This is a genomic window from Cellulomonas flavigena DSM 20109, assembly GCF_000092865.1.
GTDB classification, from domain to species: domain Bacteria; phylum Actinomycetota; class Actinomycetes; order Actinomycetales; family Cellulomonadaceae; genus Cellulomonas; species Cellulomonas flavigena.
Genome location: NC_014151.1, coordinates 1,524,329 through 1,550,897 on the forward strand (window position 1 = coordinate 1,524,329; position 26,569 = coordinate 1,550,897).

The 26,569-nt window shown below is 73.8% G+C and carries 25 protein-coding genes and 2 tRNA genes; 12 read left to right on the plus strand and 15 right to left on the minus strand.

The genetic code is table 11. The features are described 5' to 3' along the window. Window positions 1-64 precede the first annotated feature (64 nt). Window positions 65-679: a mycothiol-dependent nitroreductase Rv2466c family protein gene (locus CFLA_RS06915; RefSeq protein ID WP_013116604.1), complete on the plus strand. Its 615-nt coding sequence runs from the start codon at window positions 65-67 to the stop codon at window positions 677-679. Beyond that, window positions 676-1,224: a hypothetical protein gene (locus CFLA_RS06920; protein WP_013116605.1), complete on the plus strand. Its 549-nt coding sequence runs from the start codon at window positions 676-678 to the stop codon at window positions 1,222-1,224. Before CFLA_RS06915 ends, CFLA_RS06920 begins: the two co-directional genes overlap by 4 nt. 89 nt (window positions 1,225-1,313) lie before the next feature. Here CFLA_RS06920 and CFLA_RS06925 read toward each other — a convergent pair whose 3' ends face one another. After that, on the minus strand, window positions 1,314-3,302 hold the full coding sequence (locus tag CFLA_RS06925; RefSeq protein WP_013116606.1) for a M13 family metallopeptidase: 1,989 nt from the start codon (window positions 3,300-3,302) through the stop codon (window positions 1,314-1,316). A gap of 62 nt (window positions 3,303-3,364) precedes the next feature. On the opposite strand from CFLA_RS06925, the gene CFLA_RS06930 reads away from it, so the two are divergent. Next, window positions 3,365-3,817, plus strand: coding sequence for a ribose-5-phosphate isomerase (locus CFLA_RS06930; protein WP_013116607.1), 453 nt, complete (start codon window positions 3,365-3,367; stop codon window positions 3,815-3,817). Window positions 3,818-3,873: 56 nt separating this feature from the next. Here CFLA_RS06930 and CFLA_RS06935 read toward each other — a convergent pair whose 3' ends face one another. Continuing rightward, the gene (locus tag CFLA_RS06935) at window positions 3,874-5,118 is read right to left on the minus strand and encodes a GNAT family N-acetyltransferase (RefSeq protein WP_013116608.1); all 1,245 of its coding nucleotides are present in this window, start codon (window positions 5,116-5,118) and stop codon (window positions 3,874-3,876) included. Window positions 5,119-5,226: 108 nt separating this feature from the next. On the opposite strand from CFLA_RS06935, the gene CFLA_RS06940 reads away from it, so the two are divergent. Together CFLA_RS06940 and CFLA_RS06945 are read left to right on the plus strand one after the other, a co-directional pair. Next, entirely contained in the window at window positions 5,227-6,303 is a 1,077-nt protein-coding gene (locus CFLA_RS06940; RefSeq protein ID WP_148234302.1) for a PP2C family protein-serine/threonine phosphatase, read from the plus strand. Window positions 6,304-6,305: 2 nt separating this feature from the next. Further along, a complete protein-coding gene (locus CFLA_RS06945; RefSeq protein ID WP_013116610.1) occupies window positions 6,306-6,662 on the plus strand; it encodes an MGMT family protein in 357 nt (118 codons plus the stop codon). A gap of 40 nt (window positions 6,663-6,702) precedes the next feature. Here the strand turns inward: CFLA_RS06945 and CFLA_RS06950 are convergent, their stop codons facing one another. The 12 genes from CFLA_RS06950 to cysK all read right to left on the minus strand — a co-directional run bounded on the left by CFLA_RS06950 (window position 6,703) and on the right by cysK (window position 20,089). Beyond that, window positions 6,703-7,188, minus strand: coding sequence for a CoA-binding protein (locus CFLA_RS06950; protein WP_013116611.1), 486 nt, complete (start codon window positions 7,186-7,188; stop codon window positions 6,703-6,705). Continuing rightward, complete coding sequence (locus CFLA_RS06955; RefSeq protein ID WP_013116612.1) at window positions 7,185-8,507, minus strand: O-acetylhomoserine aminocarboxypropyltransferase/cysteine synthase family protein; 1,323 nt, start codon at window positions 8,505-8,507, stop codon at window positions 7,185-7,187. The genes CFLA_RS06950 and CFLA_RS06955 overlap by 4 nt, the downstream gene beginning before the upstream one ends. Window positions 8,508-8,536: 29 nt before the next feature. After that, entirely contained in the window at window positions 8,537-10,570 is a 2,034-nt protein-coding gene (gene acs, locus CFLA_RS06960) for an acetate--CoA ligase (protein ID WP_013116613.1), read from the minus strand. Continuing rightward, entirely contained in the window at window positions 10,567-11,433 is an 867-nt protein-coding gene (locus tag CFLA_RS06965) for an ABC transporter permease (protein WP_013116614.1), read from the minus strand. Before CFLA_RS06965 ends, acs begins: the two co-directional genes overlap by 4 nt. A gap of 128 nt (window positions 11,434-11,561) precedes the next feature. Beyond that, window positions 11,562-12,611, minus strand: a complete 1,050-nt coding sequence (locus CFLA_RS06970; protein WP_013116615.1) for an aliphatic sulfonate ABC transporter substrate-binding protein — start codon at window positions 12,609-12,611, stop codon at window positions 11,562-11,564. A gap of 55 nt (window positions 12,612-12,666) precedes the next feature. Next, complete coding sequence (locus tag CFLA_RS06975) at window positions 12,667-13,500, minus strand: ABC transporter ATP-binding protein (protein WP_013116616.1); 834 nt, start codon at window positions 13,498-13,500, stop codon at window positions 12,667-12,669. Between the two features lie 317 nt (window positions 13,501-13,817). Continuing rightward, window positions 13,818-15,725, minus strand: coding sequence for an acyltransferase family protein (locus CFLA_RS06985; protein ID WP_013116617.1), 1,908 nt, complete (start codon window positions 15,723-15,725; stop codon window positions 13,818-13,820). A 69-nt stretch (window positions 15,726-15,794) separates the two neighbouring features. Further along, on the minus strand, window positions 15,795-16,880 hold the full coding sequence (locus tag CFLA_RS06990; RefSeq protein ID WP_013116618.1) for an LLM class F420-dependent oxidoreductase: 1,086 nt from the start codon (window positions 16,878-16,880) through the stop codon (window positions 15,795-15,797). Window positions 16,881-16,931: 51 nt separating this feature from the next. Next, on the minus strand, window positions 16,932-17,927 hold the full coding sequence (locus CFLA_RS06995; protein WP_013116619.1) for a DUF1648 domain-containing protein: 996 nt from the start codon (window positions 17,925-17,927) through the stop codon (window positions 16,932-16,934). Continuing rightward, on the minus strand, window positions 17,924-18,277 hold the full coding sequence (locus tag CFLA_RS07000; protein ID WP_013116620.1) for a GntR family transcriptional regulator: 354 nt from the start codon (window positions 18,275-18,277) through the stop codon (window positions 17,924-17,926). Before CFLA_RS07000 ends, CFLA_RS06995 begins: the two co-directional genes overlap by 4 nt. A 205-nt stretch (window positions 18,278-18,482) precedes the next feature. After that, on the minus strand, window positions 18,483-19,067 hold the full coding sequence (epsC, locus tag CFLA_RS07005) for a serine O-acetyltransferase EpsC (protein ID WP_013116621.1): 585 nt from the start codon (window positions 19,065-19,067) through the stop codon (window positions 18,483-18,485). An 86-nt stretch (window positions 19,068-19,153) separates the two neighbouring features. Further along, window positions 19,154-20,089 carry a cysteine synthase A gene (cysK, locus tag CFLA_RS07010; protein WP_013116622.1) on the minus strand — a complete coding sequence of 312 codons (936 nt, stop codon included), beginning with the start codon at window positions 20,087-20,089 and terminating at the stop codon, window positions 19,154-19,156. Between the two features lie 500 nt (window positions 20,090-20,589). Here cysK and CFLA_RS07015 point away from each other — a divergent pair, with 500 nt between their 5' ends. Together CFLA_RS07015 and CFLA_RS07020 are read left to right on the plus strand one after the other, a co-directional pair. Continuing rightward, window positions 20,590-21,072, plus strand: coding sequence for a hypothetical protein (locus CFLA_RS07015; RefSeq protein WP_013116623.1), 483 nt, complete (start codon window positions 20,590-20,592; stop codon window positions 21,070-21,072). Window positions 21,073-21,158: 86 nt separating this feature from the next. Further along, a tRNA-Pro gene (locus CFLA_RS07020) sits at window positions 21,159-21,232 on the plus strand. A 97-nt stretch (window positions 21,233-21,329) separates the two neighbouring features. On the opposite strand, the gene CFLA_RS07025 is transcribed toward CFLA_RS07020, so the two are convergent. Further along, window positions 21,330-21,400, minus strand: a tRNA-Gly gene (locus CFLA_RS07025). Between the two features lie 317 nt (window positions 21,401-21,717). Here CFLA_RS07025 and tig point away from each other — a divergent pair. From tig to CFLA_RS07050, 5 genes are all read left to right on the plus strand, one after another. After that, on the plus strand, window positions 21,718-23,100 hold the full coding sequence (gene tig / locus CFLA_RS07030) for a trigger factor (protein WP_013116624.1): 1,383 nt from the start codon (window positions 21,718-21,720) through the stop codon (window positions 23,098-23,100). Window positions 23,101-23,347: 247 nt separating this feature from the next. Further along, window positions 23,348-23,968 (plus strand): ATP-dependent Clp protease proteolytic subunit, encoded by a 621-nt coding sequence (locus CFLA_RS07035; protein WP_013116625.1) that lies wholly within the window; start codon window positions 23,348-23,350, stop codon window positions 23,966-23,968. Between the two features lie 31 nt (window positions 23,969-23,999). Then, window positions 24,000-24,695, plus strand: a complete 696-nt coding sequence (locus CFLA_RS07040) for an ATP-dependent Clp protease proteolytic subunit (protein ID WP_013116626.1) — start codon at window positions 24,000-24,002, stop codon at window positions 24,693-24,695. Window positions 24,696-24,948: 253 nt separating this feature from the next. Next, window positions 24,949-26,226, plus strand: a complete 1,278-nt coding sequence (gene clpX, locus CFLA_RS07045) for an ATP-dependent Clp protease ATP-binding subunit ClpX (RefSeq protein WP_013116627.1) — start codon at window positions 24,949-24,951, stop codon at window positions 26,224-26,226. Next, the gene (locus CFLA_RS07050; protein ID WP_013116628.1) at window positions 26,223-26,537 is read left to right on the plus strand and encodes a chorismate mutase; all 315 of its coding nucleotides are present in this window, start codon (window positions 26,223-26,225) and stop codon (window positions 26,535-26,537) included. The genes clpX and CFLA_RS07050 overlap by 4 nt, the downstream gene beginning before the upstream one ends. Window positions 26,538-26,569 lie beyond the last annotated feature (32 nt).

Consider the following 26,569-nt stretch of genomic DNA (forward strand, 5'->3'; position numbering starts at 1 on the left):
GGATGTGCGTAGCCTCACCGGAAGGGGCACACTCGGGCACGACCCTGCGCGAGAGGAGCCCGGTGTGCCCGTCGTCGACTTCTGGTTCGACCCTGCCTGCCCGTGGGCGTGGATGACGTCACGGTGGATGGACGAGGCGGCGCGCGTGCGCGACGTCGACGTCCGGTGGCACGTCATGAGCCTGTCCGTGCTCAACGAGGGCCGTGACCTGCCCGAGCGCTACCGCGAGCTGATGGACGCGGCGTGGGGCCCGGTGCGGGTCCTGGTCGCGGCTGCGCGGGACCACGGCGACGGGGTGCTCAAGCCGCTGTACGACGCGATGGGGAGCCGCGTGCACCCCGGCGGTCGCACGGACCTCGACGCGATCGTCGCGGAGTCGCTCGCCGAGGTCGGCCTGCCGGCGGCGCTCGCGGACGTCGCGTCCACGCAGGAGGTGGACGACCTCCTGCGGGCCTCGCACGCGCAGGCCATCGAGCTCGTCGGCGACGAGGTCGGCACGCCGGTCGTCGCGATCGACGGTGTCGGCTTCTTCGGCCCTGTCATCACGCCCGCCCCGAAGGGCGAGGACGCCGGACGGCTCTTCGACGGGCTCGCCCTGGTCACGAGCGTGCCCGGTTTCTACGAGCTCAAGCGCACCCGCACCCAGGGGCCGGTGTTCGACGCGCCCGACGCGGCGTGAACCGCCTGGGAGTGCTGCGCGGCCTGAGCCGCGGTATGCAGGTCTTCGTCCTGGTCGACGTGCTGCTCGTCCTGGCGCTCGTCGTGCTCGTGGTGACGCTGCCGCGGGGCGGCGGTGTCGACGGCGCGCGGGCGGCCGAGAGCTCGCCCACGGCGAGCGCCGAGGCGACCTCCGACGCGGGGGACGGGCAGGAGGACGTCGCGGTCGACCCGGTCGCGTTCGCGTCGCCGACCGGGAACATCGCGTGCGAGATGAGCATCGAGGGCGTGCTGTGCACGATCGGCAGCTTCACGTACGCGCCGCCGCGGGTCACCGGGTGCGAGGGGCAGACGGGTCACGTGATCGGTCTGGACGCCGAGGGCTTCGCGTTCCGGTGCGAGGACGACGGCGTCCCGCAGGTGACCCCGACGTCCGAGCTGCCCTACGGCTCCACGGCGAGCGTCGGCGACTACACCTGCGCCTCCGGCACCGACGGGATCACCTGCACGGACGCGACGGGCGTCGGGTTCCGGCTCGCGCGCGCCCAGTGGAACGCGCTGCCCTGACGCTGCTCGTCCCGCACGCGGGCCCGCGGTGAGGCACGACACGACGAGCGCGGTGCGACCCTGACGGGACCGCACCGCGCTCGTCCGCATCACCAGATGCGGACGCGCTGCTCCGGGTCGAGCCACAGGGCGTCGTCCGGCTGCACGTCGAACGCCGTGTAGAACTCGTCGATGTTCCGCACGACGCCGTTGCAGCGGAACTCGTCGGGGGAGTGCGGGTCCGTCGCGAGCCGGCGGATCACCTCCTCGTCGCGGCCCTTGGTGCGCCACGAGTGCGCCCAGCCCATGAACAGGCGCTGCAGGCCCGTGTACCCGTCGAGCACGGGTGCCTCGTCCAGGGGGTGGCCCAGCGCGATCTCGTACGCACGCACCGCGATCGACAGGCCGCCGAGGTCGCCGATGTTCTCGCCGATCGTCAGCTCGCCGTTGACGCGGTGGCTGCCGCCCAGCTGCCGGGGCGAGTACTGGGCGTACTGGTCGACGAGCGACTTCGTGCGGCGCTCGAACTCCGCGCGGTCCTCGGCCGTCCACCAGTCGACGAGGCGGCCGTCGCCGTCGTACTTCGAGCCCTGGTCGTCGAACCCGTGCCCGATCTCGTGGCCGATGACCGCGCCGATGCCGCCGTAGTTGGCGGCGTCGTCCGCCTCGGCGTCGAAGAACGGCGGCTGCAGGATCGCCGCGGGGAAGACGATCTCGTTCATGCCGGGGTTGTAGTAGGCGTTGACGGTCTGCGGCGTCATGAACCACTCGTCGCGGTCGATCGGCCTCCCGATCTTGCCGAGCTCGCGGTCGAGGTCGAACGCGTTCGACCGCCGCACGTTGCCCACCAGGTCGTCGGCACGCACCTCGAGCGCCGAGTAGTCCCGCCACCTCGCGGGGTACCCGATCTTGGGCGTGAACCTCGCCAGCTTCTCCAGCGCGCGCTGCCGCGTCTCCTCGCCCATCCACTCGAGCTCGGTGATCGACCGGCGGTACGCCTCGACGAGGTTCGCGACGAGCTCGTCCATGCGCTCCTTGTGCGACGGCGGGAAGTGCCGTTCGACGTACACCTTGCCCACGGCCTCGCCGAGCGCCCCCTGGACCAGGGACACGCCCCGCTTCCAGCGGTCACGGAGCTCCGGCGCGCCGGACAGCGTGCGCCCGTAGAAGTCGAAGTTCGCCTCGACGAGCTCGTCCGTGAGGTACGGCGCGCGCGACGACACCACGTGGTAGGTGGCCCACGCCTGCCAGTCCGCGACCGGCACCTCGGTCCACAGCGCCGCCAGCCCCTCGGCGAACGACGGCTCGCGGACCACGAGGCGGTCGAGCGCGCCGGCCGGCGCGCCGAGCGCCTCGGCCCACGCGCGCCAGTCGAACCCCGGCGCCCGCGCGGCGAGCTCGGCGAGCGTGAGCGCGTTGTACGTCAGCTCGGCGTCGCGGTCCTTGACGACGTCCCAGTGGTGCGCCGCGATGCGCGACTCCAGCGCGACGACGCGCGCCGCGAGGTCGTCCGCGTCGCCCGCGGCGACGACGCCGGAGACGGGCGCGGCGAGCCGCAGCATGCGGGCGACGTGCGGCAGGTACTTCTCGCGCACGGCCGCGTGCTGCTCCTCGCGGTAGTACGCCTCGTCGGGCAGGCCCAGCCCGCCCTGCACGAGGTGCACGACGTACGAGTCGGGGTCCTTGGCGTCGTTGTCGACGTACAGGTCGACCGCGGACAGCGCGCCGGTGCGCTGCAGCCGGCCCACCGCGACCGTCAGCTCCGCCGGCGTCGTGGCGGCGTCGACCAGCGCGAGGTCCTCGCGCAGCGGCTCGACGCCCGCCGCCCGAACCGCGTCGGTGTCCATGAAGCTCGCGTACAGCGCCCCGATCTTGGCCTCGACGCCGTCGCCCTCGCCCGCCGCCTGCGCGGCGTCGGTGATGATGTCCAGGACCTGGCGCTCCGCCTCGTCGTACAGCGCCCGGAACGGGCCGTCCATCGACCGGTCCGGTGGGATCACGTACGAGGCGGCCCACCGGCCGTTGACGAAGAGGTCGAGGTCGTCCTGCGGCCGGACGGACGGGTCGAGGTCGTCGAGGGGCACTCCGCTGCGCGTCATGGCCGACAGCCTACGAAGAGACGGTGACATCGGCGGGGTCCACGCTGCGGCAGGATGTGCACATGCGCATCCACGTCGCCGCCGACCATGCCGGGTACGAGCTGAAGGTCGCGCTCGTCGAGCACCTGCGGGCCGCCGACCACGAGGTCGTCGACCACGGTGCCTTCGAGTACGACGCCGAGGACGACTACCCCGCGTTCTGCTTCTCCGCCGGGGAGGCCGTCGTCGCCGAGCCCGGCTCCCTGGGCGTCGTCATCGGCGGCTCGGGCAACGGCGAGCAGATCGCGGCCAACAAGGTGACCGGCGTGCGCGCGGCGCTCGCGTGGAACGTCGAGACCGCGCGCCTCGGCCGGCAGCACAACGACGCGAACGTCGTCGCGGTCGGCGCGCGGCAGCACTCCGTCGACGAGGCGATCGAGCTCGTCGACGCGTTCGTCGCCGAGCCGTTCAGCGGCAACGCGCGCCACCAGCGCCGCATCGACCAGCTGGCGGCGTACGAGGCCGCGCGCTCCTGACGCCGCAGCGGGTGCGCCCCGGGCGTCCGGGGCGCACCGCGCACGCGTCGGCCGCGTCAGAAGATCCAGGGGCACACGGGCGCGAGCGGTGAGACGAACGTCGCCGTGAGGCGGTCGAGCTCCGCCGGCGCGCCGGCCGCGAGCCCCGCGGTCGCGAGTGCCCGCGCCGAGCGACCGCCGAGGTACAGCGCGCCCAGCTCGCGGACGTCGAGCGCGACGTCCGCCGCCGCGTCGGTGCGGGACACCTCCGCGGTGCCCGTGGCGTCGACCGTCAGCCGCCAGCGGCCCGCGTTGGCGGGCAGCAGCGCGTCCGTGACGTCGAGGACGAGGTCCGCGGGGCGCGCGTACCGGCGCGCGGTGAGCGCGGCGGGCAGGTCGAGGACCCGCACCCACAGGTTGTCGCCCACGCGGCGGCGCGTGGGGCGCAGGTCGACGAGCAGCTGCAGCAGCGCGTCGTCGACCGGCAGCGCCGGCGTCTCGACGCTCGTCGTGAGGTCGAGGTCGAGCAGGAACGACCACAGCCGGTGGGTCGCCGCCGCGTCCACGGCCGACGCCTGACGCACCGCGGCCGTGTACTCCGCCCCGCCGTCGCCCCACGCCTCCTTGCGCCGGAACAGGGCCAGACCCCGCACGTCGTCGCCGTCGTGGACGGTGACGATCACGAGCGGTTCGCCGCCGTTCCGCCACGCCGGCGGGTCGGCGACCATCCGTGCCTGCAGCGGCGGCGTGGCCCGCGGCATCCAGCCGGGCCGGCCTGCGGCCGCGCGCGCGTCCAGCTCGGCGGCGAGGGCGACGTCCTCGGGCGTCGCCCGCCGCACACGGACCGTCAGGGCGTCGGAGCCGGCCACGGGCCGCAGCGCGGCGCGTCGCCGGAGGGTGAGCCTCACCTCGTCGGACGCCGACCCGTACCCGAAGCGGCCGTAGATGCCGGCCTCCGCGGCGAACAACGCCGAGACCGGCTCGCCGCGCCCGAGCGAGCGCTCGACGTGCGTCCCGATCATCGAGGTCAGCAACCCGCGGCGGCGGTGGTCGGGCCGCACGCCCACCCATGTCAGACCCGCGCACGGCACGGCACCGCCGGGCACCGGCATGCGGAACTCGTACGACCCGTGGACGGCGACGTACGCACCGTCGGGGCCCTCGACGGCCATGAGCCGGTCGGTCGGCACGGGGAACGGCGCGACGGCGTCGATCTCGGGGTCGGACGTGGTCGCGAACGCGAGCTCGTCGACGTGGCGGTAGTCCATGACGCGGTCGGACGGCACCGCGACGGTGCGGTAGCCGGCAGGCAGGGTGCTCATGCCCTCATCCTGCGCGCGTGACGTGCGTCGACGCACGTGAATAGCGAACGCGAGGACGGACGGCGCGGCCGTGCGCTGCGCAGCCCGTCCGGCGCCTACGCTGCCGAGGTGGTCACCTCACCCGTCGACGGGCGCCGTGGCTGGGTGTGGCGCGTCCTGTCCGGGTGGGCGGCCGGTCCCCAGCCGCGGACGTTCGCCGTGCTCGTCGTGCTGTCGGGCCTGTACGCGCTGGGCGCGATCCGTGCGTCGAGCTGGTTCGCGCTCTCGGGCTTCATCCTGCTGCTGCTCGTCGGCGCGTTCGTGCTGCGGTGGCGGTACCTGGTGGGGCTCGTCGTGCTGGTCGCGGTGCTCGCCGCGGTGAGCGCGTCCGCCCGCCCGTCCGCCGCCACGCCCGGGCCCCTCCTGGTGGTCGCGCTCGCGTGCGGTGCCGTCCTGGTGTTCGGGCGCGAGCGCGACCGTCTGGGCCTGCAGGGGGCGCCGGGGGCGCTCATGCTCGTCGACCTGCGTGACCGGCTCGCGGTCGGCGGTCGTCTGCCGGCGCTGCCCGTCGGGTGGCAGGTCGACGCGGTCGTGCGTTCCGCCCACCACGCGGGGTTCTCCGGCGACTTCCTCGTCGCGCGGCGGGCCGGCACCGACATCGAGATCGTGCTCGTCGACGTGTCCGGCAAGGGCCAGGCGGCCGGCGTGCGGGCGCTGCAGCTGCAGGGTGCGCTGAGCGGCCTGCTGGGAGCGTTGCCGTTCGAGGGGTTCCTGCCCGCGGCCAACACCTACCTGCTCGAGCAGGACTGGGACGAGGGGTTCGCGACGGCCGTGCACCTCGCCGTGGACCTCTCGACGGGTGCGTTCCGCGTGGGCGTCGCCGGGCACCCGCCGCCCGCGGTGCTGCACGCGGGCTCGGGCCGCATCGAGGTGCTCGACGCGGTGGGCGGCGTCGCGCTGGGCGTCGTCGGCGGCATGCAGCCGGCCGTGACGACCGGGGTGCTGGCGTCCGGCGACGCGGTCGTGCTCTACACCGACGGTCTGGTCGAGGCGCCGGGGCGCGACGTCGACCAGGGCATCGACCGGCTGCTCGGCGTGGTCGAGGCGGTCGTGGCGGCCCGGCCCGGCAGCGCGCACGAGGTGCTGGCCGGTGTGCGGGCGGGCGAGGACGACGACCGCGCGGTCGTCGTCCTGCGCAGGAGGTGAGCGTGGGCGGCGGGAACCCGGTACCCGACGAGGAGGCCGACGGCTGGCGGGCCGAGGTGCACGCGCTCGTCGTGCAGATCCCGCCCGGGCGGGTCATGACGTACGGGCTGATCGCCGAGGTGCTCGCGGACCGTGCGGCCGCCGCGGGGCGCCGACCACGCGGCGGACCGCGTCAGGTGGGGCGGGCGATGGCGCAGGGCGGCGACGTGCCGTGGTGGCGCGTCGTCCGGGCCGACGGCGGGCTGCCCGCGTGCCACGAGGGCCGCGCGCTGGCGCACCTGCGCGCCGAGGGCACACCGCTGACGCCCGACGGTGCGCGTGTCCGGGTGCGTCGGGCGGTCTGGTTCCCCGAGGACTGAGGCGCCGGGCGGCTCGCGCCCGGCCCGGCGCCCGGCCCGCTCAGCCCAGCGCGCGGCGTGACGAGATGACGCCGGTGTCGAACCCGGCCAGGTGCAGCCCGCCGTGGAAGCGCGCGTGCTCGATCTTCACGCAGCGGTCCATGACGACGTCCAGACCGGCCTCCTCGCCCCGCCGGGCGACGTCCTCGTGCCACGACCCGAGCTGCAGCCACAGGGTCCTGGCGCCGACCGCGATCGTCTCGTCGAGGACCGTGGGCAGGTCGTCGTGGCGGCGGAACACGTCCACGAGGTCCGGGACGACCGGCAGCGCGTCGAGCGACGGGTACACCGGACGGCCGAGGATCTCGTCGGCGCGCGGGTTGACGAAGTACACGTCGTACGGTGACGACGACAGCAGGTACGTCGCCACGAAGTACGACGCGCGCGCGGGGTTGTCGGACGCGCCGACGATCGCGATCGAGCGCGTCGCTCGCAGGATCGACAGCCGCTCGGGCGCGCTGGGGCCCTGCCAGGTACGTGCGCTCATCGGGCGTCCTCCCGTGTCGTGCCGGTCGCGGCGGTCAGCGCCTGGTCGAGGTCCCACAGGATGTCCTCGGCGTCCTCGATGCCGACGCTGATGCGCACGAGGTCCTCCGGGACGCCCGCGGCCTCCAGCTGCGCGGCGCTCAGCTGCTGGTGCGTCGTCGAGCCGGGGTGGATGACGAGCGTGCGCGCGTCGCCGACGTTCGCGAGGTGGCTCGCGAGCTGCAGCGACTCGATGAACCGTGCGCCGATTTCGCGGCCCGGCACGTCGCCCGCCGGGGCGAGCCGGAACGCGAACACCGATCCGGGCCCCAGGGGCAGGTACCGCTGCGCGCGCTCGTGGTGCGGGTGCGAGGGCAGCCCGGCCCACTGGACCTTCGCGATGCGCGGGTCCGACTCGAGCCACGTCGCGACCTCGCGCGCGTTCGCCAGGTGCGCGTCGAGGCGCTGGGGGAGCGTCTCGACGCCCTGCAGCAGCTGGAACGCCGACTGCGGGGACAGCGCCGGGCCGATGTCGCGCAGCTGCTCCGAGCGCAGCTTGGTGAGGAACCCGTACTCGCCGAAGTTCTCCCACCAGCGCACGCCGCCGTACGACGCCACGGGCTCGGTCATCGTCGGGAAGCGCCCGTTGCCCCAGTCGAACCGACCCGACTCGACGATGACGCCGCCCAGCGTCGTGCCGTGCCCGCCGAGGAACTTGGTGGCGGAGTGGATGACGACGTCCGCGCCGTGCTCGATGGGCCGCACGAGGTACGGCGTCGAGAGCGTGGAGTCCACGACGAGCGGCACGCCCGCGGCGTGCGCGACCTCTGCGAGCCCCGCGAGGTCCGCGATCTCGCCGGACGGGTTCGCGATCACCTCGGTGTACACGGCCTTCGTCTCCGGGCGGATCGCGGCGGCGTAGTCCGCCGGGTCCGTGCCCGGCACGAACGTCGTCTCGACACCGAACCGCCGCAGCGTCACGTCGAGCTGCGTCACGGTGCCGCCGTAGAGCTGCGCGGACGCGACGATGTGGTCGCCGGCCCCGGCCAGCGCGGCGAACACCAGGAACTCCGCCGCCATGCCGGAGGCCGTCGCCACGGCGCCGATGCCGCCCTCGAGGGACGCGAGGCGCTCCTCGAACGCCGCGACCGTCGGGTTGCCGATGCGCGAGTAGATGTTGCCGTACTTCTGCAGCGCGAAGAGGTTCGCGGCGTCGGCGGTGTCGTCGAAGACGAACGACGTCGTCTGGTAGATCGGCACGGCCCGCGCGCCCGTGGTGGCGTCGGGGATGCCGCCGGCGTGCAGGGCGCGGGTGCGGAAGCCGAAGCGGTGCTCGCTCACGGTGCTCCTTGCTGGGGGACGGGTCGGGGTCAGCGGCGCAGGCCGGCGGTGACGAGCGTGCCCACCTGCTCGACGGCCCACGGGTTCTGCAGGGACGTGGTGTCGCCGAGCGTCGTGCCCTCGACGAGCTGCGTGAGCAGCCTGCGCATGATCTTGCCCGACCGGGTCTTGGGGACCTCGGGCACGACCAGCAGGTGGCGCGGCTTGGCGACGGGCCCGATCGCGTGCCCGACGTGGGCCCGCAGGTCCTCGCGCAGCGCCGTGGTCGCCGCGAGCCACGCCTCGACGTCCTCCACGGGCCCCGGCGGGGTGCTCGGCACGACGAATGCCGCGATCGCCTGGCCCGTCACGGGGTCGGTCACACCCGCGACGCCGGCCTCGCCGACGGCCGGGTGGGCGACCAGCGCGGACTCGATCTCGATGGTCGACAGCCGGTGACCCGAGACGTTGATGACGTCGTCGATGCGGCCGAGCAGCCACACGTACCGGTCCTCGTCGTACGACGCGCCGTCACCGGCGAGGAAGTACCCACCGTGCGGCCCGTGCCCGGCGAACCGCCGCCAGTACGCGTCGAGGTACCGCTGCGGATCGCGCCAGATCGTGCGGGCCATGCCCGGCCACGGCCGCTCGACGACGAGGAAGCCGCCCTGACCGGGCTGCACCTCGACGCCGTCCTCGCCGACGACCTTCGCGGCGATGCCCGGCAGCGGCCGCGTCGCGGACCCCGGCTTGAGCGTCGTGACCCCGGGGACGGGGGCGATCATCGCCGCGCCCGTCTCGGACTGCCACCAGGTGTCGACGACCGGGGCCTCGTCCCGGCCGAACGTGCGGCGGAACCACACCCACGCCTCGGGGTTGATGGCCTCGCCGACGGTGCCCAGCAGCCGGATGCTCGACAGGTCGTGACCGCCGGGCAGCTCGTCGCCGAACCACGTCATGAACGTGCGGATGAGCGTGGGGGCCGTGTAGTAGGTGGTGACGCCGTAGCGCTCGATGACCTCGAGGTGGCGCTCGCGGTGCGGCGTGTCGGGCGTGCCCTCGTAGATCACCTGCGTGAGGCCGTTGGCGAGCGGCCCGTAGATCTCGTACGTGTGCGCCGTGACCCACGCGAGGTCGGCGGTGCACCAGTGCACGTCGTCGTCCTTGGCGTCGAAGACGGCCCAGTGCGACCACGCGGCGTGCGTGAGGTAACCGCCCGACGTGTGCACCAGGCCCTTCGGCTTGCCCGTCGTGCCCGAGGTGTAGATGACGAACAGCGGGTGTTCGGCGTCGAACGACTCGGGGTCGTGCACGTCGGGCTGGCGGTCGACGACCTCGTGCCACCACACGTCACGACCGGGCGTCCACGCGACGTCCTGGCCGGTGCGACGCACCACGAGCACGTGCTCGACGTGGTCGAGGCCTGCGACGGCCTCGTCGGCCGCGGACTTGACCTCCACGGCCCGGCCGCGGCGGAACTGCCCGTCGCTCGTGACGAGCACCTTGGCCTGCGTGTCCTCGACCCGGAACCGCACGGCCTCGGCGGAGAACCCGCCGAACACCAGCGAGTGCACGGCGCCGATGCGCGCGATCGCGAGCGTCACGACGACGGTCTCGGCGATGACGGGCAGGTAGACGACGACGCGGTCGCCGGGTCCGACGCCGAGCTCGGTGAGCGCGTGCGCGGCCTGCGCGACCTCGCGCTGCAGCTGCGCGTAGGTGATCGAGCGGCGGTCGCCGCGCTCGCCCTCGACGTGCAGCGCGACCTTGTCGCCGCGGCCGGCGGCGACGTGACGGTCGACGCAGTTCACCGCGACGTTGAGCCGCCCGCCGAGGAACCAGCGAGCCTCGGGGACGGTCAGCTCGTCCGGCGCCCCGCCGTCGACGGGCGCCGGGGGCGACCACGTGTGCGCGGTGTGCCACGGCTCGTCCCACTGCAGGCGGCGTGCCGCCTCCTCCCAGAACGCGACCGGGTCGGCCGCGGCGCGCGCCCAGTCCTCGGGGCGGACGTTGGACGTCGCCGCGAGCTCGACGGGCGCGGGGTACGTCCGCGTCTCGGTCTGCAGGGCGGTCAGGGTGGTCATGCGAACCTCCGCAGGAGCTGCTTCTCGACGAGCGCCACGACGGAGTCCGTGAGCTTGCCGATGAGGGCGAGCAGGACGATCGCGAGCAGGATCCGGTCGACGCGGCCGTTGTTCTGGGAGTCGGTGAGCAGGAAGCCCAGGCCCATCGACGCGGCGATGAGCTCGGCGGCGACGAGGAACAGCCACGCCTGCGCGAGCCCCAGCCGCAGGCCGGACATGACCGACGGGATCACCGCAGGCAGCTGCACCGAGCGGAACAGCTCGACGCCCCGCAACCCGAACGCGCGCCCGGCCTCGACGAGGTGCGGGTCGACGTGCCGCAGCGCGGCGGCGACCGTCGTGTAGACCGGGAAGAACGCACCGATCGCGACGAGCGTGATCTTCGACTCCTCGCCGATCTTCATCCAGAGGATGAGCAGCGGGACCCACGCGAGCGACGGCACCGCACGGATCGCGGCGAGCGTCGGCGCCAGCAGCACGTCGCCGGCGCGCGACAGCCCGACGAACGCCGCGACGGCCAGGGCGGCCAGCGCGCCGATCGCGAACCCGATCAGCACGCGCTGCACGGAGATCGCCACGTGCGTCTGCAGGTCGCCGCGCTCGGCGAGGTCGACGGCGGCACGCCACACCGACGCGGGCGCGGGGAGCTGGTAGGGCGGCACGAGGCCGCTCGTCGTGACGAGGTGCCAGACCGTCAGCAGCAGCAGCGGGAGCACCGCGCCGCCGACCACGCGCGTGCTGCGCCGGGACCAGAACGACGCGCTCGCGGGCCGGGTCGGGCCGCTGTCGTGGGGGTTCTGGTGGGGCAGCGGACGGCTCTCGGTGTCGGTGAGGACGGGCGCCGGGCCGGTCTCGTGGCTCATGGGGAGGGCTCCTGGGGGGGAACAGGGCGGTGGGTGGGGAAGGCAGGGCGGTGGGTCGGGAGGGCAGGGCGGTGGGGGAGGGGAGGCCGGTGCCCCGCCGCGGACGGGCGGCGGGGCACCGCCTGCGGTCAGCCCGCGATGTTCGCGGGATCGGCCTTCTCGGCGAACGTCGGCTCGAAGAGCTCGTCGAGCGCCTTGTCGATCGTGGCCTGGTCGGCGACGTCACCGGACTCGACGAAGATCGGGCCGACGACCTCGAGCACCTTGCGCTGCGCGTCACCGGGCACCGGGTCGACGCCGAGGTTGGTGCGCTCGACGATGACCTTCTCGGCGACGGCCGGGTCGATGCCGGCGACCTCGGCGAGGATCTCGACGACCTCCTCCGGGTTCTCCTCTGCCCACGCACGCGCCTTCTCGTACGCGTCGACCACGGCCTGCGCGAGGTCGGGGCTCTCCTCGAGGAAGTCCTCCGTGGCGTTGAGGAACCCGTAGGTGTTGAAGTCGATGTTGCGGTAGACGAGCTTCAGGCCCGACTCCGCCTCGCCCGCGGCCATGATCGGGTCGAGGCCCGACCACGCCTGGACCGAGCCCTGCTCGAGGGCCGTGCGCCCGTCGGCGTGCTGCAGGTTCTGGACCTCGACGTCGGACAGGGCGACGCCGGCCTCCTCGAGCGACTGCAGGAGGAAGAAGTACGGGTCGGTGCCCTTGGTCGCGGCGACGGACGTGCCCGCGAGGTCCGCGACGGACGTGATGGCGGAGTCGCCGGGAACCACGATCGCGGCCCACTCGGGCTGCGAGTAGATGCCGATCGTGCGGATGGGCGAGCCGTTGGAGCGCGCGAGCAGCGCGGCCGAGCCGGCCGTCGAACCCACGTCGACCGCGCCGGCGCGCAGCGCCTCGTTGGCCTTGTTCGAGCCGGCCGACTGCACCCAGTTGACGGTCACGCCGTCGAGGGTCTCCTCGAGCCAGCCCTGGTCCTTGATGACCAGGCTCAGCGGGTTGTACGTCGCGAAGTCGACGTCGAGCGTGTCGGCGCTCCACTCCGAGGCTGCGGCGTCGGAGCTGCCGGCGGGCTCGGCGGCCTCGGCATCGGCGTTCTCACCGGCGACGCAGCCGGTCAGCGCCAGGGCGGTCACGAGGGACAGTGCAGTGGCGGAGACGGCGGTGCGGATCCTCATCGTCGGTTCTCTCATCTCGGGGGAAGGGGCCGGGCGGCCCGGGTGGGGAGGGGGATCAGATGGACGGGTGGAGGTCGGGGTCCGTCGCGACGTGGTGCGTCGGGACGCCCAGGCCCTCGAGCAGCTCGGCCCGCAGCTCGGCGAGCCGGTGGTCGGCACGGTCGCGCGGCCGGGAGCCGGGGACGTCGATGACGCGCGCGACGGTCGATGTGCCCTCGGGGCACTTCGCGAGGTTGCGCAGCAGCAGGACGCGGTCCGCGAGGTACAGCGCCTCCTCGACGTCGTGCGTGACGAGCAGGACGGTGGTGGGCTCGGCGGCGTGCACCGTCAGCAGGAGGTCCTGCATGCGCAGGCGGGTGAGGGCGTCGAGCGCGCCGAACGGCTCGTCGAGCAGCAGGACGCCGGGGTTGCGCGCCAGGGCGCGGGCGAGCGACGCGCGCTGCGCCATGCCGCCGGACACCTGGCGTGGACGCAGCCCGGCGGACTCCTCGAGCCCGACGAGACGCAGCAGCTCGGCGACGCGCTCGCGGCCCGCGTCCTTCGGTGTGCCGCGCGGCAGGCCGAGGGCGACGTTGCCGGTGAGCGTGCGCCACGGCAGCAGGCGCGGCTCCTGGAACGCGACGGCCGTGCGCCGGTCGACGCCGCTGACGGGTGTGCCGTCGAGCAGGATGCGCCCGGAGTCGGGGGTGTCCAGGCCGCTGACCTGGCGCAGCAGCGTCGACTTGCCGCACCCGGACGGTCCGACGAGCGCGACGATCTCGCCGGCGCGCAGCTCGACGTCGACGCCGTGCAGCACCGTGCGGGTCCCGGCCGGTGTGGGGAACGTGCGGCGCACGGCGTCGAGCGAGACGGTGTGCGCGCGGCGGTCGGCGGTGGTGCTCTGGGTCATGGGGGACGTCCGTAGGTCGGGCGTGGGCGTCCGGCGGGAGCCGGCGGCCACGGGGGCGGGCACCGGCGGCGACCCGGTCGGGTCGGTGTGTGTCGCTGGGGGTCAGCGGGTGCCGGCGCAGGGCTGCATGGCGCAGCACGGGCAACAGCGGCACATGGTGGGGGAGATGACGCGGACGGGGCGGGCGACGAGCATCGCGGGCCTCCTGTCAGCGTAGGGACAGCGGCGAGATCTCAGGATGTGAGACCTTCGGGACCACGTGTCGAGCAGACCATAGCGGTACGGCTTCGTCCCGGCAATCACCGCCCGGACTGCGGTCAGCGGCGCGGTTGGATCTCGTGCACGATCCATGCCGCGTAGCCCTCGCGCCCGCCGCCCTCGCGCAGGTGGATCCCGTCGTCGTAGAACCACGGCAGGTTGGCCTCGGCCACCGACTTCCAGTCGAGCAGGCGGGCGTGCGGGTACTCGGGCACGACGCGCGCGAACAGCTCGTTGTCGAACTGCTCCCAGGGTCGCGGCACGCGCACGTTGACGACGAACACGCGGCGGTCGACGGTCCCGGCCAGCAGCCGTCGCAGGTCCTCCTCCGCGACGGGCCCGTTGGTCCCGCCGTGCACGACCACCGTGTGACCGAGCGTCCCGGCGGCCGCCGCCTGCAGCACGAGGTCGGCCATCTCGGCGAACTGCCGCGACACCACCGCGTCCGTCGCGACGCCGTGGGCGCCCAGCTCCGCCGCCGCCCCCAGCATCACCGAGTCCCCGACCGCGACGACCGTGCCGACCTCGTCCACGGGCGTGGGGGTCGCGGTGGGGGTCGCGGCCGTGGTGCGGTCCTGCTGCGGGACGACCGACCCGATCGCGTCCGGTCCGGCCGGCGCCGTGACCTCCGGGCCCGGCGGCGCGGCGGTGACCTGGGGGGAGTCGGCGGGGGTCCGCACGACGGCGGTGCCGAGCAGCGCGACGCCCGTCGCGAGGCACGCGGTCACGGCGGCCGTCCGCACCACGAGGGACGCGCGCCCGGGCGCGGGTGTGCGCAGCCGCGCCACCAGTCGCCGCAGCGCACCCCGGCGCACGGGGGTCTCGACCCACCGGTACGACGCCTCCGCCAGCAGCAGCGTGACGCCCGCACGGACCACCGGGGACGCCCACTCCGGCAGCGTGACGTCCTGGTCGGGCCGCATGAGCTGCAGGACGGGCCAGTGCCACAGGTAGATGCCGTACGACCGCTCGCCCAGCCACCGCAGCGGCTGCCGCGCGAGCGCCCGTCCCAGCAGACCGGCCGGGTCGGCTGCCGCGCCCACGAGCACGATCGCGAGCGCTGCGAACGCGGCGAACCCGCCCCGGTACAGCCCGGCCGAGTACGGGTCGACCAGCAGCACGCACGCCACCACGCCGGCGAGCGCCGCGACCCCGAGGACGTCGGTGACCCCGGCCTCGAAGCGCCGCACCGGGTCCCCGCGCTCCGTCGCCCACGAGCCCGGTCGTCGCCACGTGCGCCACGGCTGCCACACGGTCGCTGCGGCGACGCCGAGGAGCAGACCCGTCGCGTGGGTGTCGGTGCCCACGTAGACGCGCGTCGGATCGTGCGGCACCGGCATCCCCGCGCGCGTGGCCAGCACGCCCATCGCCACCGCGGAGGCGACCGCGAGGCCGGCGGCCAGCAGTCCGACGTGCGTGCGGCGCGCCCGCAGCGCGAGCAGCGCCACCAGCGGCACCAGCAGGTAGAACTGCGCCTCGACGGCGAGGGTCCACAGGTGCCCGAGCAGCGGTGGGCGGCCGGCCAGCTCGAAGTACGAGCGGTCGGCGACCACCTGCCACCAGTTCGACGTGTACGTCAGCGCGGCGAGCAGGTCGCCCCGCAGCGACGCGAGCGCGTCGCGTGCGACGAGCAGCGCGGCACCCGACGCGGCCGCCAGCACCACCAGGAGCGCCGGGACGAGCCGTCGCACGCGCCGGGCGAGGTAGCGCCCCGTGCGGAACCGCCCGGTCGCCTCGACCTCGTCGAGCACGAGCGTCGCCATGAGGTAGCCGGACAGCACGAAGAACACGTCGACGCCGAGGAACCCGCCGCGCACCCACGGCACGCCCAGGTGGTAGAGCAGGACGGCGACGACCGCGAGCGCGCGCACGCCGTCGAGGCCGCGCAGGTGCGGCAGCGCGACGGGCGCGGGTGCGGCGGCGGGCCGGGCCGTCGGGCGTGCGACGACCTGCTCGACCACTGCCACTGCGACCCCTTGCGGACGTGCTCCGTGCGAACCGACGCGGCTCCTCCCCGGCGCGGCGTCCGGACCAGGCTAGGCCGGGTCGGGCGTGCGACGGTCGGCAGGTCCGGCGTCCGGACCAGGATCACCCCACAGGGCGGCGATCCGCGGCAGGGCGCGCGGGTCGGCCTGCGCGAGGACGGTCGTGACGGCCGTCGCGCGCCATGCCGGGAGCTGCGCGCGCAGGTCGGCCTCGGTGCCGACGAGGGCGACGTCGCGCACGAGCTCGGTGGGGACCGCGGCCGTGGCACGCGCCTTGTCGCCCGCGAGGTAGTGCGCCTGGATCTCGTCGCACGCCGCGGCGTAGCCGAGGCGGTCGAGCACGTCGCGGTGGAAGTTGGCGCCCTTGGCCCCCATGCCGCCCGCGTACAGCGCGATGAACGGGCGCACGACGTCGGCCGCGGACTCGACGTCGTCGCCCAGCACGACCGGCACGGTGGCGACGACCTCGAACTCCTCGGCCGGGCGGCGGGCCGCCGAGCGGCGCGCGAAGCCCTCGGCGAGCAGCTCGCGGTACGTGGCGTCCATGCGGGGGGAGTAGAACAGCGGCAGCCAGCCGTCGGCGATCTCGGCCGTCATCGCGATGTTGCGCGGCCCCTCGGCGGCGAGGTGGATCGGCAGGTCGGCGCGCAGGGGGTGGACGGTGGAGCGCAGCGCCTTGCCGAGGCCCGCGCCCTCGTCCGCGGGCAGCGGCAGGCGGTAGAACGCGCCGTCGTAGGTGACCGGCGCCTCGCGGGCGAGCACCTGGCGCACGACGTCGACGTACTCGCGGGTGCGGGCCAGCGGGCGCGGGTACGGCTGTCCGTACCAGCCCTCGACGACCTGCGGGCCCGACGCCCCGAGGCCGAGCACGAACCGCCCGCCCGAGAGGTGGTCGAGCGTGAGTGCCGCCATCGCGGCAGCCGTCGGGGTGCGCGCGGAGAGCTGCGCGATCGCCGTGCCGAGGCGCACGCGACGCGTTCCGGCGCCCCACCACGCGAGCGGCGTGAGCGCGTCGGACCCGTACGCCTCGGCCGTCCACACGGAGTCCAGCCCGAGCTCGTCCGCAGCCTGCACCGCCTGCGCCGCGCCGGGTGGGGGACCGGCCGACCAGTAGCCCGTGTGGTACCCGAGGCGCATGCGTTGCTCCCTGTCGTCGTCGACGGTGCGCCGGGCGGCGCCCGCCCGACGTTACCGGGCGGTAGCGCCCCCACGGGTGCGGTCGGCGAGGGTGTTGAGGAGCGCGGCACCGGCCGCGGCGTCGTCGACGGTGACCACCGTGACGCGCCCGCCGGTGCGCTCGACCTCGATGCCCTCGCCTTTGCGCAGCACGAACCCGACGCGCCCGCCCACGCCGATCCGGTAGCCCCACCCCCCGAACTCGCCGAAGGGATCGACCTGCGTGACGCGGGCCGCGACGACCTCGTCGAGCGGGACGCGCACGGACGGCCACCCCAGCGGGGAGCGGGCCACCAGACCGCGGGCGTCGACGGCGACCCGCAGGACGAGCATCGAGGCCATCAGCAGTCCCAGCAGGACCGCGACGACGAGCAGCGCGGGCGTGCGCAGGACGGCGGCCAGCGCCAGCTGGAGCACGATCGCCGACCCGGCGACCACGGCGCCCACCGGGCTGGTCACCGAGCGGCTCCACGCGGCGCGCTCGGTCGGTGCGAGTGTCGTGCGGGGGGCGTCCGGGTCCACCGGAGCGGCGGTCGGCTGCCGGGGGCTGCGCGGCACGAGCACCGCGACCACGGCACCGGCGAGGGCACCGGCGCCGAAGGCCCATGCGGCCACGCCGTCGATCCCGGGGGCCCGGGTGGCGTCGGCCAGGTCCAGCTGCACGGCCAGGCTGCCGAGGACGGCGACCGACATCAGCACCGCCGTCCCGCTCGCGACGCCCGCCGCGAGCCGCCGGGTGGCGGTGTCGCGCCCCACCCAGAAGGCCAGGGCCCACATCCCGGTCGCGAGCAGCGGGGCGAACAGCAGGGGGATCGCGACGGCGTCCTTGAGGGAGCCGAACGCGTCCGGCGCCCCCGAGGCGGTCCAGTGCACCGCGAGCGGGTCGGGCAGGCGGGGCGTCCACGAGACCGCCACGGCCACGGTCGCGAGCACCACGAACAGCGGCACCACGAGGGTCGTCACCGTCGTCGCGGTGCGGTGCGGGGGCGTGGGACGGGCGGTGGTCATCGCAGGGCCTCCTTGACGAGGGCGGTCACGGTCTCGGGGGCGACGCGCAGTCGCCGGGCGGTCGCGACGAGCGCGTCGACCGCGGTGCTCAGCTCGGCCAGGTCCGGTGCGGTGTCGGCCGTCACGACCGCGCCGCGCCCGCGCCGCAGCTCGATCAGCCCCTCGTCGCGCAGCTCCTGGTAGGCGTGCAGCACGGTGTGGAGGTTCATCTCGAGCGACGCCGCGAGCTCGCGCGCCGACGGCAGTCGCTCGCCGGCCTGCAGGTCGCCGTGGGCGACGGCAGTGCGCACCTGGGCCGCGAGCTGCACGTACAGCGGCTCGTCCGAGGTGGTGTCGATGCGGAAGAGCATGGCCGCAGTCTACTAGTTACACAACAACTAGAACAACAGCCGCCGCCACGAACCCTCCCCTCCCACCCCTACCCGCGAGCCGTCGATCGAGCCCGGCCCTGGGCCCGCGACCCGTCGATCGAGCCCGCCGTGGGCCCGCGACCCGTCGATCGAGCCCGCCGTGGACCCGCGACCCGTCGATCGGGCCCGGACCGTCGACGCCGCGTCAGATGAAGATCGCGGGGTCGTCCACCTCGACGTCGAAGGGCACGTCGGTGCCCCGCTGCCGGATCTTGGCCGGCACGCCCACGGCGACGGCGCGCGCCGGGACGTCGGCGATGACGACGGCGTTGGCCCCGACCTGTGCGTCGTGCCCGACCCACACCGGGCCGAGGATCTTGGCGCCCGCGCCGACGACGACGCGGTCGCCCAGTGTGGGGTGGCGCTTGCCGCGCTTCATCGAGCGGCCGCCCAGCGTGGCGCCGTGGAAGAGCACGACGTCGTCGCCGACCTCCGCGGTCTCGCCGATGACGACGCCCATGCCGTGGTCGATGAACAGGCGCTCACCGAGGCGCGCGCCGGGGTGGATCTCGACGCCGGTCGCGGCGCGGGCTGCCTGCGACACGAGCCGGGCCGGCAGTCGCAGCACCGGGACCCGCCACATCAGGTGCGCGAGCCGGTACACCCAGATCGCGTGCACGCCCGGGTAGGCGAGCGCGACCTCGAGCCGCGTGCGGGCGGCGGGGTCGTGCCGGTGCGCCGCGTCGAGGTCGTCGCGCAGGGTGCGCAGGAAGTGCTGCAAGGGACGCATGGCGGGCTCCGGGTGGGCGTTCGACCGACGGGCGGACGGGTGCGGGCCCGGTCGTCGTCGTGCGGACGACGACCGGGCCCGGGTGATCAGTCGAGCAGGTCGGCGTAGAGCACCGACGTCAGGTAGCGCTCACCGAACGACGGGATGATCGTGACGATGAGCTTGCCCGCGTTCTCCGGGCGCTGCGCGAGCTGCGTGGCGGCGTGCAGCGCGGCGCCGGACGAGATGCCGACGAGCAGGCCCTCCTCGCGCGCGGCGCGGCGGGCGACGGCGACGGCCGTCTCGGCGTCGACGTCGATGACCTCGTCGTACACGCTGGTGTCGAGGATCTCGGGCACGAAGTTGGCGCCGATGCCCTGGATCTTGTGCGGGCCGGGCGCGCCGCCGTTGAGGATGGGCGACTCGGCCGGCTCGACCGCGACGATCTTGATGTCGGGGTTGCGCTCCTTGAGCACCTGGCCGACGCCGGTGATGGTGCCGCCCGTGCCGATGCCGGCGACGAGGATGTCGACCTTGCCGTCGGTGTCGGCCCAGATCTCCTCGGCCGTCGTGCGGCGGTGGATGTCGGGGTTGGCCTCGTTGGCGAACTGGCGGGCCAGGATCGCGCCCGGACGCTCGGCGGCGACCTCGTTGGCGCGGTTGACGGCGCCCTTCATGCCCTCGGAGCCCGGCGTGAGGATGAGCTCGGCGCCGAACGCCCGCAGCAGCGCTCGCCGCTCCTTCGACATCGTCTCGGGCATCGTCAGGACGACCCTGTACCCGCGCGCCGCGCCGACGAACGCCAGCGCGATACCGGTGTTGCCGGAGGTGGCCTCGACGATCGTGCCGCCGGGCTGCAGGTCGCCGGACTTCTCGGCCGCGTCGATGATCGCGACGCCGATGCGGTCCTTCACCGAGCTCGCCGGGTTGTAGAACTCGAGCTTGCCGACGACCGTGGCGCCGGCTCCGTCGGTGATCTTGTTGATGCGGACCAGCGGGGTGTTGCCGATGAGCGCGGTCGCGTCGTCGTAGATGCGTGCCATGGTTCCTCTTCGGTCGGTGCCGTCCCGTCGAGGGAGCGGCAGTGCGGGGGGTGTGCGACGGGTGCGCCGGACGGCGCGGGTGGAGACGGGGAGGTGCCGGGGGAGTCCGCGGTGGCCCTCCGGGGCGAGCGCTGGACGGGTGCACCCATGGGGGGATGCGCTGCACGGGGCGTGCGGCGGCCAGCGCTCTACCGACAGCGACAACACGCCACGCAGGCGCGCAGGACGGGGGCAACGGCGGCGGTGGGCACGCGCATCGCTCTCCTCGTCCGGGGCCGCGCCGCGACGGCGGGCCGGGGTGCACGGGCGTCGACCCGTGGTGAGCCGACGCTAGCGTCAACAGCAGCACGCGCGCAAAGGTTCCCGTGAGACGGGGTGTCCGGCATGCGGACGTCCCGACGGGTGGCCGCGCGGCGTCAGCCGGAGGGAGGACCTCGGGGCCGGCGGGCCCGACCGGCGGGGGACGCGTCGCCCGGACGGGGGCCGCTAGCCTCCCGGCCATGCGTCTGCAGCACCGGGTCGTCGCGACGGCCGCTCTCGCCCTCCTCGCCCTCGTCGGGTGCGCTCCGACGGGCGCCACGCGCGGGGCGGAGGGCTCCGGCGGCGGGCGCGGGGACGGCGCCGCCGACCGGGTCACGCTCGGCGAGGACGGCGACGTCGACTGCGCCGAGATGCTCGCGTTCGTCGGGACGTCGACCCCGCTGCCCGGCGAGCCGCGGTGCCGCATCAGCGCGTTCCAGGACACGTCCTACGAGGCCACGACGACCGCCGACCCGGCGGACGTCGAGGCGTGGCTCGCGTCCGTGCAGCCCGGTGCCGTGCTGCCGCCGGCCGGCGGGTCGTGGGGCTGCCCCGAGGGCGTCGACCGCTGCGTCGACCTCGCCCGGGAGCCGGGGTCGACCGTGGCGTGGCACTTCCTGGAGGTCGAGGTGACGGGGTCCGGTGCCGACGCGGCCGTGCGCATCGCCGCGTACAACACCTGACGACCCGCGCTGCGCGCCCACGGGTCCGCGGGCGCGCAGCGTAGGGTGAGCGCGTGCCGTGACCGCCCGGGTGGCTGCGCGGCGCACGGGGTGTGGCGCAGGTTGGTAGCGCGTCCGCTTTGGGAGCGGAAGGTCGCCGGTTCGAATCCGACCACCCCGACAGTGGACGACGTGCCGACGCCGGCTCGCGTGGCTCGACCGTGCGAGGGTGCGCAGCGGTGCGAACGTGGGCACGGTGCGTCGCGGCCGACGGCGGGAGCGGACGACGGGAATCGAACCCGCGTAGCCAGTTTGGAAGACTGGGGCTCTACCATTGAGCTACGTCCGCACGCGCCCGGACGACCGGGCGGCGGAGCAAGGTTACCGGTTCCCCGGCCCGTGTCGGTCCCCTCGTCGGCCCGGGGCCGTCGCCCGCGCCGCCCCGGCGCACGCTTTGGCGGGCGGTCCTGCTCGTGGCGTAGCATCGAGGGTCGCGCGTACGCGCCGTCGGGTGCTCGCACGTCGCCGCACCGGGGCTGGTCCCCGGCAGCGGTCACGACGTCGCCCGGGCCGCAGCGTGCAGCGCCTCCCAGAGCGTGCAGACCGAAGCGAGCCACCCCGTCGGAATCGCCGGCGCCCGGCCATGACCAGTTGGAGACCATCGAAGTGAAGAGCGCCGTCGAGACCCTGGAGCCCACCAAGGTCAAGCTGTCCGTCGAGGTGACGTACGCCGAGCTCAAGCCGAGCATCGACCACGCGTACCAGCACATCGCCGAGCAGGTGACGGTGCCGGGCTTCCGCAAGGGGAAGGTGCCGCCGCGCATCATCGACCAGCGCGTGGGGCGTCCCGCCGTCATCGAGCACGCCGTCAACGAGGGCCTGTCGTCGTTCTACGCCGACGCCGTGCGCGAGAACTCGCTGCGTCCGATGGGTCAGCCCGAGGTCGAGGTCACCAAGGTGCCCGGTCTGACGGCCGGCGACGAGGGTGAGCTGCACTTCACCGCCGAGGTCGAGGTGCGCCCCGAGATCACGCTGCCCGAGCTCGACGGCCTGAGCGTCACCGTCGACGACGTCGAGGTCACCGACGAGGACGTCGACGTGCGCCTCGACGCGCTGCGCGAGCGCTTCGGCTCGCTGGTCGGCGTCGACCGCCCGGCCGCGTCCGGCGACTTCGTCGTCATCGACCTCACCGCGACGATCGACGGCGAGCAGATCGACCAGGTCTCCGGCACCAGCTACCAGATCGGCTCGGGCAACATGCTCGAGGGTCTGGACGAGGCCCTCGTGGGGCTGTCCACCGGCGAGAGGACGACGTTCGAGACCGAGCTCGCGGGCGGCGACCGCAAGGGCGAGAAGGCGCTCGTCAGCGTCACCGCCACGGGTGTCAAGGAGCGCCAGCTGCCCGAGGTCGACGACGAGTTCGCGCAGCTCGCGAGCGAGTTCGACACCATCGACGAGCTCAAGGCCGACCTGCGCGAGCAGGCGGCGCGCATCAAGGCGTCGAACCAGGCCGTGCAGGCGCGTGACCTGCTCGTCGAGAAGCTCACGACCGAGGTCGCGATCCCCGTCCCCGCGGGCGTCGTCGAGGCCGAGGTCCACCGGCACCTGGAGTCCGAGGGTCGCCTCGAGGACGACGAGCACCGCGCCGAGGTGACGGAGCAGGCGCAGACCGCGCTGCGCAACCAGATCCTGCTCGACACGCTCGCCGAGAAGCTCGACATCAAGGTCAGCCAGAGCGAGCTGCTCGACTACCTGGTGTCGGCGTCGCGGCAGTACGGCATGGACCCGAACACGTTCATCACCACGCTCGACCAGCAGGGCCAGATCCCCGCGATGGTCGCCGAGGTCGCGCGCTCGAAGGCGCTCGCCGTGTCGCTGCGCAAGGTCGCCGTCGTCGACGGCTCCGGTGCGGCGGTCGACCTGTCGGAGTTCATCGGCTCGGACGACGAGGACGAGGCGCTGGAGGCCGCCGAGCAGGCGCCGTCCGACGCCGCCACCGACTTCTCGGCGGTCGCCTTCGGCGAGGACAGCGCCGACGAGAAGGCCTGACGCCCCGGCCCGTCGCGGCCGCACGTCCCCACGGCCCCGCCGTACGCCCCGCGCGTGCGTCGGGGCCGTCGGCGTAGGTACCGCTCGGCGAGGGGGCGACGCCGCTGCGCCGTCAGCGAAACGGCGCGCCGCCGGGACATGGGCGGGCGTGCGTGCGCGTTAGGGTCGCTGCAACGCGCGACGCCGCAGGCCCGACGAAGGCAGGGGGTGCGCGCAGGTCGCACGCAGCGGAGACGAGGGAGCGTTCGTGAACGAGCAGGTGCCGGCCCTGGCCCGGGCAGATTCTCCGGGCCTCGGCCTCAACGATTCCATCTACAACCGCCTCCTGCGCGAGCGGATCATCTGGCTCGGCTCGGAGGTCCGCGACGAGAACGCCAACGCCATCTGCGCGCAGATGATGCTGCTGGCGGCGGAGGACCCCGACAAGGACATCTGGCTGTACATCAACTCGCCGGGCGGGTCGATCACGGCCGGCATGGCGATCTACGACACGATGCAGTACATCAAGCCGGACGTCGCGACCATCGCGATGGGCATGGCCGCCTCGATGGGGCAGTTCCTGCTCTCGTCGGGCACCAAGGGCAAGCGGTACGCCACGCCCCACGCCCGCGTCATGATGCACCAGCCCTCGGGCGGCATCGGCGGCACGGCGACGGACGTGCGGATCAACGCCGCGCTGATCCTGCACATGAAGAAGGTCCTGGCCGAGCTGATCGCCGAGCAGACCGGCAAGAGCGTCGAGCAGATCAACGCCGACTCGGACCGCGACCGCTGGTTCACCGCGCCCGAGGCGCTGGAGTACGGGTTCATCGACCACGTCGTCTCCAGCTCGAACTCCGTCGCCGGTGGCGGCGGGACCCAGTCCTGACGGCCACCGCGAACCAGCGAGGAGAACCTTCGTGAGCATGGAGTCCCAGTTCATCGCCCGCGCCGGCCGACTGGCCGGCGGCACGGCGCCCGCCTCGCCGACCGGCCGCTACGTGCTGCCCCAGTTCGAGGAGCGCACCGCCTACGGCTTCAAGCGCCAGGACCCGTACACCAAGCTGTTCGAGGACCGCATCATCTTCCTCGGTGTGCAGGTCGACGACGCGTCCGCGGACGATGTCATGGCGCAGCTGCTGGTCCTGGAGTCCACGGACCCGGACCGCGACATCACGCTGTACATCAACTCGCCCGGCGGCTCCTTCACGGCGCTCACGGCGATCTACGACACCATGCAGTACATCAAGCCGCACATCCAGACCGTCTGCCTCGGGCAGGCGGCCTCCGCGGCAGCGATCCTGCTGGCCGCCGGCTCGCCCGGCAAGCGGCTCGCACTGCCCAACGCGCGCGTGCTGATCCACCAGCCCGCGATGGAGGGCGGCGGCTACGCGCAGGCCTCGGACATCGAGATCCAGGCCAACGAGCTCATCCGCATCCGCGACTGGCTCGAGAAGGCGCTCGCGCAGCACACCGGCCGACCGCTCGAGCAGGTGCAGCAGGACATCGAGCGCGACAAGATCCTCACCGCGGCCCAGGCCAAGGAGTACGGGATCGTCGACCAGGTGCTCGAGAGCCGCAAGGGTGTCCACCCGGCGGTGGTGCAGCCCGCCTGACGTCGTCACCCACGGTCCCGCCCCCGCACAGGGCGGGGCCGGGGGTGCGCCGGGCCCGGGTTGGGCCAATCGTGCGAATCGGGAGACATCGGACGGCGCGTCGCGCCCGACACGCCGCGACCCGCGGGCAGGGTTCGGCTGACAGGGCGGCGCACGTGGTGTGCAATGGGGGAACGTGACTCGCCTACCGTGAGGTCACGACGACGGCGCACCGCCAGGACGGCGGAGGGCGACACGAGGGAAGGGGACGCACATGGCGCGTATCGGGGACGGTGCGGACCTTCTCAAGTGCTCGTTCTGCGGCAAGTCGCAGAAGCAGGTCAAGAAGCTCATCGCGGGCCCGGGTGTCTACATCTGCGACGAGTGCATCGACCTGTGCAACGAGATCATCGAGGAGGAGCTCGCCGAGGCCACCGAGGTCGGCATGGTCGAGCTGCCGAAGCCGAAGGAGATCTTCGACTTCCTCGAGCAGTACATCGTCGGCCAGGAGCCCGCGAAGCGGTCGCTCGCCGTGGCGGTGTACAACCACTACAAGCGCATCCAGGCCGGGGAGGGCGCACGCGTGCCCGCCGGTGAGGAGCCGGTGGAGATCGCCAAGTCCAACATCCTGCTGATCGGCCCCACGGGCTGCGGCAAGACGTATCTCGCGCAGACGCTCGCGAAGATGCTCAACGTCCCGTTCGCGATCGCGGACGCCACGGCCCTCACCGAGGCGGGCTACGTCGGCGAGGACGTCGAGAACATCCTGCTCAAGCTCATCCAGGCTGCCGACTACGACGTCAAGAAGGCCGAAGCGGGCATCATCTACATCGACGAGATCGACAAGATCGCGCGCAAGAGCGAGAACCCGTCGATCACGCGCGACGTCTCCGGTGAGGGCGTGCAGCAGGCGCTGCTGAAGATCCTCGAGGGGACGACCGCGTCGGTGCCGCCGCAGGGCGGGCGCAAGCACCCCCACCAGGAGTTCATCCAGATCGACACCACGAACGTGCTGTTCATCGTCGCCGGCGCGTTCGCGGGGCTCGACGAGATCATCACGTCCCGCGCGGGCCGCCGGGGGATCGGCTTCGGCTCGCCGCTGCACTCGGCGGACGACACCGACGTCTACGGCGAGGTCATGCCGGAGGACCTGCTGAAGTTCGGCCTCATCCCCGAGTTCATCGGGCGGGTGCCGATCATCACGACCGTCTCGCCGCTCGACCGCGTCGCGCTCGTGCGCATCCTCACCGAGCCGCGCAACGCGCTGATCAAGCAGTACCAGCGCATGTTCCAGATCGACGGTGTCGAGCTCGAGTTCGAGGAGGCCGCGGTCGAGGCCGTCGCCGAGCAGGCGCTGCTGCGCGGCACCGGTGCCCGTGGCCTGCGGGCCATCCTCGAGGAGGTCCTGCAGCAGGTGATGTTCGAGGTGCCGTCGCGTGACGACGTCGCACGCGTCGTCATCACGCAGGAGGTCGTCCTGGAGAACGTCAACCCCACGCTGGTCCCGCGCGACACGCGGGAGAAGCGCACGCCCCGCGAGAAGAGCGCGTGAACGCACCCGCACGCGTCGTGCCGCCGGAGCTGGCCCGGCTGCGCGGCAGTATCGACAACATCGACGCCGCCCTCATCCACATCCTCGCCGAGCGGTTCAAGGCGACCCAGCGGGTCGGTGTGCTCAAGGCCGAGCTGGGCCTGCCCGCGTCGGACCCCGGTCGCGAGGCGCAGCAGGTCGCGCGGCTGCGCGAGCTCGCGCGCGAGGCGGACCTCGACCCGGTCTTCGCGGAGAAGTTCCTCGCGTTCATCGTCGGCGAGGTGATCCGCCACCACGAGGCGATCGCGCAGGACCACGCGGCTCGCGCCTGACCAGCCGCGCTCCGCCCTGTCCTCACCCGGTG

Excerpts from the sequence above, each read along its gene's own strand:
- CFLA_RS06925 (WP_013116606.1), bottom strand. The coding sequence starts at position 3,302 with ATGACGCGCAGCGGAGTGCCCCTCGACGACCTCGACCCGTCCGTCCGG.
- CFLA_RS06930 (WP_013116607.1), top strand. The coding sequence starts at position 3,365 with ATGCGCATCCACGTCGCCGCCGACCATGCCGGGTACGAGCTGAAGGTC.
- CFLA_RS06935 (WP_013116608.1), bottom strand. The coding sequence starts at position 5,118 with ATGAGCACCCTGCCTGCCGGCTACCGCACCGTCGCGGTGCCGTCCGAC.
- CFLA_RS06950 (WP_013116611.1), bottom strand. The coding sequence starts at position 7,188 with ATGAGCGCACGTACCTGGCAGGGCCCCAGCGCGCCCGAGCGGCTGTCG.
- acs (WP_013116613.1), bottom strand. The coding sequence starts at position 10,570 with ATGACCACCCTGACCGCCCTGCAGACCGAGACGCGGACGTACCCCGCG.
- CFLA_RS06965 (WP_013116614.1), bottom strand. The coding sequence starts at position 11,433 with ATGAGCCACGAGACCGGCCCGGCGCCCGTCCTCACCGACACCGAGAGC.
- CFLA_RS06970 (WP_013116615.1), bottom strand. The coding sequence starts at position 12,611 with ATGAGGATCCGCACCGCCGTCTCCGCCACTGCACTGTCCCTCGTGACC.
- CFLA_RS06975 (WP_013116616.1), bottom strand. The coding sequence starts at position 13,500 with ATGACCCAGAGCACCACCGCCGACCGCCGCGCGCACACCGTCTCGCTC.
- CFLA_RS06990 (WP_013116618.1), bottom strand. The coding sequence starts at position 16,880 with ATGCGCCTCGGGTACCACACGGGCTACTGGTCGGCCGGTCCCCCACCC.
- CFLA_RS06995 (WP_013116619.1), bottom strand. The coding sequence starts at position 17,927 with ATGACCACCGCCCGTCCCACGCCCCCGCACCGCACCGCGACGACGGTG.
- CFLA_RS07000 (WP_013116620.1), bottom strand. The coding sequence starts at position 18,277 with ATGCTCTTCCGCATCGACACCACCTCGGACGAGCCGCTGTACGTGCAG.
- epsC (WP_013116621.1), bottom strand. The coding sequence starts at position 19,067 with ATGCGTCCCTTGCAGCACTTCCTGCGCACCCTGCGCGACGACCTCGAC.
- cysK (WP_013116622.1), bottom strand. The coding sequence starts at position 20,089 with ATGGCACGCATCTACGACGACGCGACCGCGCTCATCGGCAACACCCCG.
- CFLA_RS07015 (WP_013116623.1), top strand. The coding sequence starts at position 20,590 with ATGCGTCTGCAGCACCGGGTCGTCGCGACGGCCGCTCTCGCCCTCCTC.
- clpX (WP_013116627.1), top strand. The coding sequence starts at position 24,949 with ATGGCGCGTATCGGGGACGGTGCGGACCTTCTCAAGTGCTCGTTCTGC.